Below are 6,216 nucleotides of genomic sequence, written 5' to 3'. Positions count from 1 at the left end.
CCGCCGCCTGGACCGCTTGGCCCAACGCATCACCTGTCAGTTTCATCGTCCATCGAGTCTCGAAGTGTTACGGATTGGCAAAGATAGTTCTCCGGCGCAATCGGGTGCGACGAAGGGCCGCTGCGTCGGAGATCCACCGGTCCACTGTATCGACCAGACACTGGTGTTCATGCACCCGTTGCAAATGACATGCCGAGAAATGACATCGATGTGAGCAGATCCGACGCACGATGCGACGCGCCGACGTCAGCAGGGTCGATGCCCGCGAGCATCGTGGCGGCCGCCCACTGCAGTGGGAGCAGTCGCCTTTCGGCACAACGCTTCTCGACGTCGTGCGCACGAGCGACGGCCACCTCGAGCCGCCCGTTGGCGGAGTCGACGGCAGCGCCTATCAGGTCGGTCTTGATGCGATGGCGCGGTGACGGCGAGCCCGCCGCCAGTTCGTCCGCGCGTGTCGCCCAAACAGACGACGACGCGGCGTCTCCCGAGTACAGGGCGTGTTCCGCCCGAACCCACGCGTGCCGGAGCGCCACCCGTGGAATCGTGGCCCAATTCACTGTTGCCGACACGGGAAACGACTCGAGTTCGTCACCGGCACGGGTCAGCAGACGGTGGGACGCGGCGAACGCACCGATACCGAGATTGTCGGCGGCGAGGCCGATGAGCCCGTCCAGCCACGCCGTCTTCGCCCACAGATCGTCGCCCTCCGCAGAATGTGCACGCCTGAGGCGATAGGCGGCCGTAGGCGACGTCGTACGCGCGGTGGCGTGCACATTTCGCGAGACGGCAGTCGCACATGCCCGACCATCGTCCACGCGGGCGTCGGAGTGGCGGCCCGACTGCCTGACAAGCGATCCACGTGTGGACGCCGCAAGACTCTGCAGGATCGGCGACCGCGGATCGAGCTCCCCCAGGACCGCCCGCGCATTGGCGGCACGTCCACCCGCCCCCAAGGCGACGGCTCGCGCCCAGCGATCGGCACCCGCAGGCGCATCCGACCCCAGATCGTCGACACCGAACGCCTCACGCACCCATCGCTCATCAGCCAACCGCATCGAACCGCCTTCGAGAAGAGTTGTGTGCGCGATGAAGGAATGCCGCGACACCCGATAATTAACTTCATGTAACAACGAGTGACAATATGATGGATGGATTCCATCATCGGTAACCGTTCATTCGTCTGCAATTCACCTTGGCGCCCCCGGACAGACCGGCGCATACGCTTGACCGAGGCTACCGACCGAGCGCCACACCCCTCACAAGCAGGGCCATACGACCAGGTAGAGGCGACGAAATGTCCGATCATTTGTGACCTGGATTGCATTTTCCATGGGTTCGTGACGGCCGCAGTCGAACCACCGTTTGTTCACCGAACGACGTCGATAACGTGTCGAAAAGCCTGCGAATCGGGGTTTGACTCACTTTTCATCAACGCCCTACCGTTGCTGGCAGATGCAGAATGCGTCGCACGAGAATCACGTCAGGGAGAGAAGATTGATCACCACGCTCGACCGCCTGCCTGGACCTAATTCCGATTTCTGGGATTGGCAGATGAACGGCAGCTGCCGCGGACTCGACTCCTCTGTGTTCTTCCATCCCGAAGGCGAACGGGGCCAGGCACGCACCCAGCGCGAACGCCGGGCCAAGCAGGTCTGCGGCGCATGCCCCGTCCTCAACCAGTGCCGATCGCACGCACTCAGCGTCGACGAGCCGTACGGCATCTGGGGCGGCATGACGGAGTCTGAGCGCAATCTCCTCCGCCGCCGCTCTCCGCGCCGCCTCGCCGGCTAGCAGGCCGCTTGGCCGCAGACGACGAAGAACGCCCCGACCGGAATCCGGTCGGGGCGTTCTGCTGCGTCGGGAAGGCTGAGTCAGCCGACCACTGCGAGGATGTCGCGTGCAGAGAGGATGAGGTACTCCTCGCCTGCGTACTTGACCTCGGTGCCGCCGTACTTGCTGTAGATGACGACGTCGCCCTCGGCGACGTCGACGGGGACGCGGTTGCCGGCTTCGGTGACCCGACCCGGGCCAACTGCGATGACCTTGCCCTCGGACGGCTTCTCCTTAGCCGAATCCGGGATGACCAGACCGGAAGCGGTGGTCGTCTCGGCCTCAACGGCCTGCACCAGGATCTTGTCCTCTAGCGGCTTGATGTTCACGCTCGCCACGATGTCATTCCTTCTCTTCGTGTTACCGAATAACGTTCGCGGCTCTTTGTATCGGTGCACGCGTCCGCGTCGTCGCGGGTGCCGTGGACGGTGCACCAGAGCCATCTAGCACTCTACCCATGGGAGTGCTAAACCATCAAGGTCGGGCGGGAGTTTCGCTCACAGCTTGCTGATCTGGACGCTCATGCCGGGATCGGTCGCCACCGTCAGCGGCGACGCGGGCGCCCCGCCGCCGATGACGTGTGCGCCGAGTGTCGCGACCATGACACCGTTGTCGGTGCACAGACGAGGCTTCGGAACGCGGAGTTCGATGCCCGCGGCCGCGGTCCGTTCGTCGGCCAGTGAGCGGATCCTGGAGTTGGCAGTCGCACCGCCGCCGAGCACCAGCGTCGAGACGTCTCGTTCCCGGCATGCGCGGATCGCCTTCGCGGTGAGCACGTCGGCGACCGCCTCTTGGAACGACGCGGCAACGTCCGGAATCGACACCGGACGTCCCGCACGGACCTCACCTTCGACGAACCGGGCCACCGCGGTCTTCAGTCCGCTGAACGAGAAGTCGTACGGGGCGTCGCGCGGGCCGGTGAGACCCCGCGGGAACTTGATCGCCGTCGGGTCACCATCCCGCGCCGCGGCGTCGAGCGCAGGACCACCCGGATAGCCGAGATCGAGCAGACGCGCGACCTTGTCGAATGCTTCCCCCGCCGCGTCGTCGACAGTGGTGCCCATCTCGACGAGCGGTTGCGCGAGGCTGTCGATGCCGAGGAGGTGGGTGTGTCCACCCGAGACGAGCAGTGCCACCGACGACGGCATCGGGCCGTGTTCGAGCGTGTCGACGGCGACGTGCCCGCCGAGATGATTGACCGCGTAAAGCGGGACGTCCCAGGCCAGTGCATAGGCCTTGGCCGCGGCGACGCCGACGAGCAGCGCACCGGCCAGACCGGGGCCGATCGTCACCGCGATCGCATCGGGACGATCGATCCCCGCCGCTTCCCTCGCACGAGTCATCGTCGGGACCATCGCCTGCAGGTGAGCGCGCGACGCGACTTCCGGCACCACGCCGCCGTAACGCGCATGCTCGTCGACGCTGGACGCGACCTCGTCGGCGAGCAGCGTGGCCGTCTCGCCGTCCCACGAGACGACTCCGACGCCCGTCTCGTCGCACGAACTCTCGATGCCCATCACGATCACGGGCGTTCCTCCTGGTCAGACATGCCGCCGGCAGGCCGCACCATGGTGAAGGCGTCGGCCCCGGAGGGCTGATAGTAATTGCGTCGGGTTCCGACGACGCGGAATCCGCTGCGTTCGTACAGGTCGATGGCGGGCCGGTTGTCGGTGCGGACTTCGAGGAAGGTCGGCGCCGACTCCGCGTCGGCAACCGCAAGCATGGTCTCCAGCAGGGCCCATCCGTAGCGGGCTCCACGGTGTACCGGATCGACGGCGATCGTGTGGATCTCGCATTCGCGTCCGCCGACGGGACCGAGCACGCTGATGCCCGCGTATCCGGCGACCGGTGCACCCTCCGCGGTCCGCACCGCGAAGTACCGGTTGTGCGGCGCGCGCAGCTCGGCGACGAACCCGCTCAGCGGCCACGGCGACTCGTCGGCGAAGATCGAGGCTTCCAGTTCCGCGCACCGCGGAAGATCGGCCTCGGTCAATGCGTCGATCACAGGCAGGTCACTCACCGCCGGTCACCGGCAACAACGACTTCCGGCGCTGATCCTTCAGTTCCACCGCGTCCGGACGGCGCAGGTAGAGCGGTTCGAGAGGGTGCGCTGCCTTTCGACTCACGTCGCGGGTCGAAAGGGCCGTCACGAGACCGGCGGCGGTCGGGGCGATGAGCTCGCGCGAGTCGGTGTGATCGATGGTCTGGAGGAAGCGCTGCGGTCCCACGAGGGTGGCGTCGCCGGTCTCGAGGTCCGCGGGCGCGAGGACGCCCGGTCCGTCGATCCGTTCGGCACCGCGGTACCGGGCCCAGTACACCTCGCGTCGGCGGGCATCGGTGACGACGAGCGTCTCGCCGTCGAGTGCGGCGTCGACGGCGATCCCGTCGAGGGAGCACACGCCGTGGACGGGAAGTCCGAGCGCGTCCGCGTACGCCGACGCAGTGGCCATGCCGACCCGAAGTCCGGTGAACGGACCGGGGCCCACTCCGACGACTACCGCGTCGAGGTCGCTTCCCGCAATGCCCGCTTCGTCGAGCACCTCACGGATGAGAGTGGTCAGGATCTCGGCGTGCCGTCGGTTCTCGGTGATCGAGCGTTCAGCGAGCGTCGTGACATGATCGCCCTCAACGCTGACGACACCGGTGACGACCGCTTCGGTCGCCGTGTCGATCGCCAGTACTCTCACCGGATCGCCTGCAGTCGTCATGTGGTGCTCACCCACTCCCACACGGCGTGCCGTGTCTCTGTCTCGTCGTCGCGGCGCAGTCGCACCAGCAGATGTTCGTCTGTCAGACGCTCGGCGACGCCCTCCCCCCATTCGACGACCACCACGCTGTCGGCCAGGTCGGTGTCGAGGTCGAGGGCGTCGAGGTCGTCCAGGGTGGCCGTGCCGTTCGCGTCGGCCAGACGGTAGGCGTCGACGTGCACCATCCCGGGTCCTCCGTCCGCACCGGGTGCATGCTGTCGGGCGATGATGAACGTCGGCGACGACACGCGTCCGACAACCCCGAGTCCGGCGCCGATCCCGCGGGTCAGTGCGGTCTTGCCCGCGCCCAATGGTCCGTCGAGGATCACCAGGTCACCCGCACGCAGGTCGGCCGCCAGTTCTCGGCCCAGAGCTTCGGTGTCGGCGGTGTCGTGCAGGTCCCGGCGTCCCCCGCCGCGATGTCCCCCTCCGGGGCGCTGCGCGCTCACGGACGTGACCTGATCTCGTCGCGGCGCGCCGTGCGCCACGGCATCACCGGGCGGCCGAGCGCGACTCTCGAACGGTTCACGAGGTCTTCGATGCCGTCGGTCACCAGCTCCGGATACTCCATCGGCAGCATGTGCCCGCAGCCCTCGGCGACGATGAGCCGGGAATCCTGCCCGAGCTCGGAGTACATGGCCACCGAGTTCGGCAGCGGCGTGAGACGGTCCATGTCGCCGCACATGACAACAGACGGGACCTGGGCGATCATCGGCAGCGCCGTCACCTCGTCGTGACTCTCGAGGACCTTGAGGAAGTTGACCATCGTCGCGATGTGCGTGTTCTGGATCATCGACTCGACGGCCCGACCCGCGGACGGACTGTGATAGTCCGGACCGAAACTCGCGGCCACCAGCACCGGTTCCACTACGCGGCGGGTGATGCCGCGACCGGCCTGCACCGCACGTGGAATGTAGCGGACGGACAGACCCAGCGCGTCGACGATCGGGTTGTTCAAGCCCTCACCGAGACCGGCCTCGGTGATGCCGCGGGCCGCGGTCGAGACGAGCCCGACACCGGCGATCCGACCACCGTGACCGAACAGCTTGGGATGACGCCGAGCGAGGGACATGATCGACATGCCGCCCATCGAGTGACCCACGAGGACAACCGGTCCCGTGGTCGCCATGGTTCGGATGACGGCTGCGAGATCGTCGCCGAGTTGCGCCATCGTGGAGGTCTCCGCCGCCGACAGGTCGCTGGCGCCGTGTCCGCGCTGGTCGTAGAACACCATCTTGATGCGGCGGTCGGCCCACCGCTGCGCCAGTGCGTAGCGCTGGAAGTGCCACGAGGCCATCCGCAGGGTGAATCCGTGGACGAAGATCACGGTGAGTTCCGGCGTGGACGTCCGGCCCCACGGTTGCCCGTCGTCGGTGTCCGGACCGGTCACGAACGACCGGACCGCAAGTGCCACGCCGTCGTCTGCGGTGACCGTCGACGACTCGTCGCGGTAGATCTGCTTGAAGTCGATGCCCTCGTTCGGGTCGGCGCCGCCGATCTCTTTGCGCGTCCTGCGTCGCCGCATCACGCCGCCTGCGGCCTCTGCCCCGAGCGAACCGACCTGGGTCAGCCCGGACCGCCACGCAGGAGTCCGCTTGGCGGCCTTGGGTTTCCGCTTGAAGATCTTTCGCTGCGCCAT

General features: G+C 67.0%; 8 protein-coding genes. 1 reads left to right on the top strand and 7 read right to left on the bottom strand.

The genetic code is table 11. The annotated features are described in order from the left end of the window. Positions 1-167: 167 nt before the first annotated feature. The gene (locus tag GM1_RS13910) at positions 168-1,055 is read right to left on the bottom strand and encodes a hypothetical protein (protein ID WP_008379782.1); all 888 of its coding nucleotides are present in this window, start codon (positions 1,053-1,055) and stop codon (positions 168-170) included. Positions 1,056-1,551: 496 nt separating this feature from the next. Here GM1_RS13910 and GM1_RS13905 point away from each other — a divergent pair, with 496 nt between their 5' ends. Next, a complete protein-coding gene (locus GM1_RS13905) occupies positions 1,552-1,791 on the top strand; it encodes a WhiB family transcriptional regulator (protein WP_052005413.1) in 240 nt (79 codons plus the stop codon). Between the two features lie 80 nt (positions 1,792-1,871). On the opposite strand, the gene groES is transcribed toward GM1_RS13905, so the two are convergent. The 6 genes from groES to GM1_RS13875 form a co-directional block, all read right to left on the bottom strand. Beyond that, entirely contained in the window at positions 1,872-2,168 is a 297-nt protein-coding gene (gene groES / locus GM1_RS13900; RefSeq protein WP_008379778.1) for a co-chaperone GroES, read from the bottom strand. A 159-nt stretch (positions 2,169-2,327) separates the two neighbouring features. Continuing rightward, positions 2,328-3,356, bottom strand: a complete 1,029-nt coding sequence (gene tsaD / locus GM1_RS13895; RefSeq protein WP_008379776.1) for a tRNA (adenosine(37)-N6)-threonylcarbamoyltransferase complex transferase subunit TsaD — start codon at positions 3,354-3,356, stop codon at positions 2,328-2,330. Then, a complete protein-coding gene (rimI, locus tag GM1_RS13890) occupies positions 3,353-3,850 on the bottom strand; it encodes a ribosomal protein S18-alanine N-acetyltransferase (protein ID WP_008379775.1) in 498 nt (165 codons plus the stop codon). The genes tsaD and rimI overlap by 4 nt, the downstream gene beginning before the upstream one ends. Then, the gene (tsaB, locus tag GM1_RS13885; RefSeq protein WP_008379774.1) at positions 3,843-4,538 is read right to left on the bottom strand and encodes a tRNA (adenosine(37)-N6)-threonylcarbamoyltransferase complex dimerization subunit type 1 TsaB; all 696 of its coding nucleotides are present in this window, start codon (positions 4,536-4,538) and stop codon (positions 3,843-3,845) included. The genes rimI and tsaB overlap by 8 nt, the downstream gene beginning before the upstream one ends. Next, positions 4,535-5,026: a tRNA (adenosine(37)-N6)-threonylcarbamoyltransferase complex ATPase subunit type 1 TsaE gene (gene tsaE, locus GM1_RS13880; protein WP_008379772.1), complete on the bottom strand. Its 492-nt coding sequence runs from the start codon at positions 5,024-5,026 to the stop codon at positions 4,535-4,537. Before tsaE ends, tsaB begins: the two co-directional genes overlap by 4 nt. Beyond that, positions 5,023-6,216 carry an alpha/beta fold hydrolase gene (locus tag GM1_RS13875; protein ID WP_008379770.1) on the bottom strand — a complete coding sequence of 398 codons (1,194 nt, stop codon included), beginning with the start codon at positions 6,214-6,216 and terminating at the stop codon, positions 5,023-5,025. The genes tsaE and GM1_RS13875 overlap by 4 nt, the downstream gene beginning before the upstream one ends.

The sequence above is a fragment of the Gordonia malaquae NBRC 108250 genome (assembly GCF_000344135.1).
GTDB lineage: Bacteria > Actinomycetota > Actinomycetes > Mycobacteriales > Mycobacteriaceae > Gordonia > Gordonia malaquae.
The sequence above is the reverse complement of the archived record's forward strand: the minus strand, read 5'-3'. Positions and strand labels throughout refer to the sequence as shown.

Excerpts from the sequence above, each read along its gene's own strand:
- GM1_RS13905 (WP_052005413.1), top strand. The coding sequence starts at position 1,552 with ATGAACGGCAGCTGCCGCGGACTCGACTCCTCTGTGTTCTTCCATCCC.
- GM1_RS13875 (WP_008379770.1), bottom strand. The coding sequence starts at position 6,216 with ATGGCGCAGCGAAAGATCTTCAAGCGGAAACCCAAGGCCGCCAAGCGG.
- GM1_RS13910 (WP_008379782.1), bottom strand. The coding sequence starts at position 1,055 with ATGCGGTTGGCTGATGAGCGATGGGTGCGTGAGGCGTTCGGTGTCGAC.
- tsaB (WP_008379774.1), bottom strand. The coding sequence starts at position 4,538 with ATGACGACTGCAGGCGATCCGGTGAGAGTACTGGCGATCGACACGGCG.